Genomic DNA, 238 nt, shown 5'->3' with positions numbered 1-238 from the left:
CATTTTCTGCCGCCAGCTCAGATCATAGATATTTTCGGACAGCGCACGGTTGCGCAATTCATGGCCAAAAGTACCGGCCATACCGCAACAACCGCTTTCACCAATCACCATATTGATGCCGAAATGTTTGAAAATCGCAACCCAAGCCGCAATTGTCGGGGTGGCATTGGTCTTTTCGGTACAATGCGGCAGCAGCATATAATTCTGTGTGCTGCGTTCAGCCGATAGTTTAACCCCC

Annotated in this window: 1 protein-coding gene; it reads right to left on the bottom strand. The window is 49.6% G+C overall.

Annotated features, from left to right (window positions below; translation table 11 throughout):
- The coding region (locus HBA93_RS23380) for a hypothetical protein (protein WP_221724807.1) at window positions 1-238 on the bottom strand (238 nt) is incomplete at both ends.

Origin of the sequence: Ochrobactrum sp. SFR4, assembly GCF_019730395.1 — a bacterium.
In the GTDB taxonomy this organism is placed as follows: domain Bacteria; phylum Pseudomonadota; class Alphaproteobacteria; order Rhizobiales; family Rhizobiaceae; genus Pseudochrobactrum.
The sequence above is the reverse complement of the archived record's forward strand: the minus strand, read 5'-3'. Positions and strand labels throughout refer to the sequence as shown.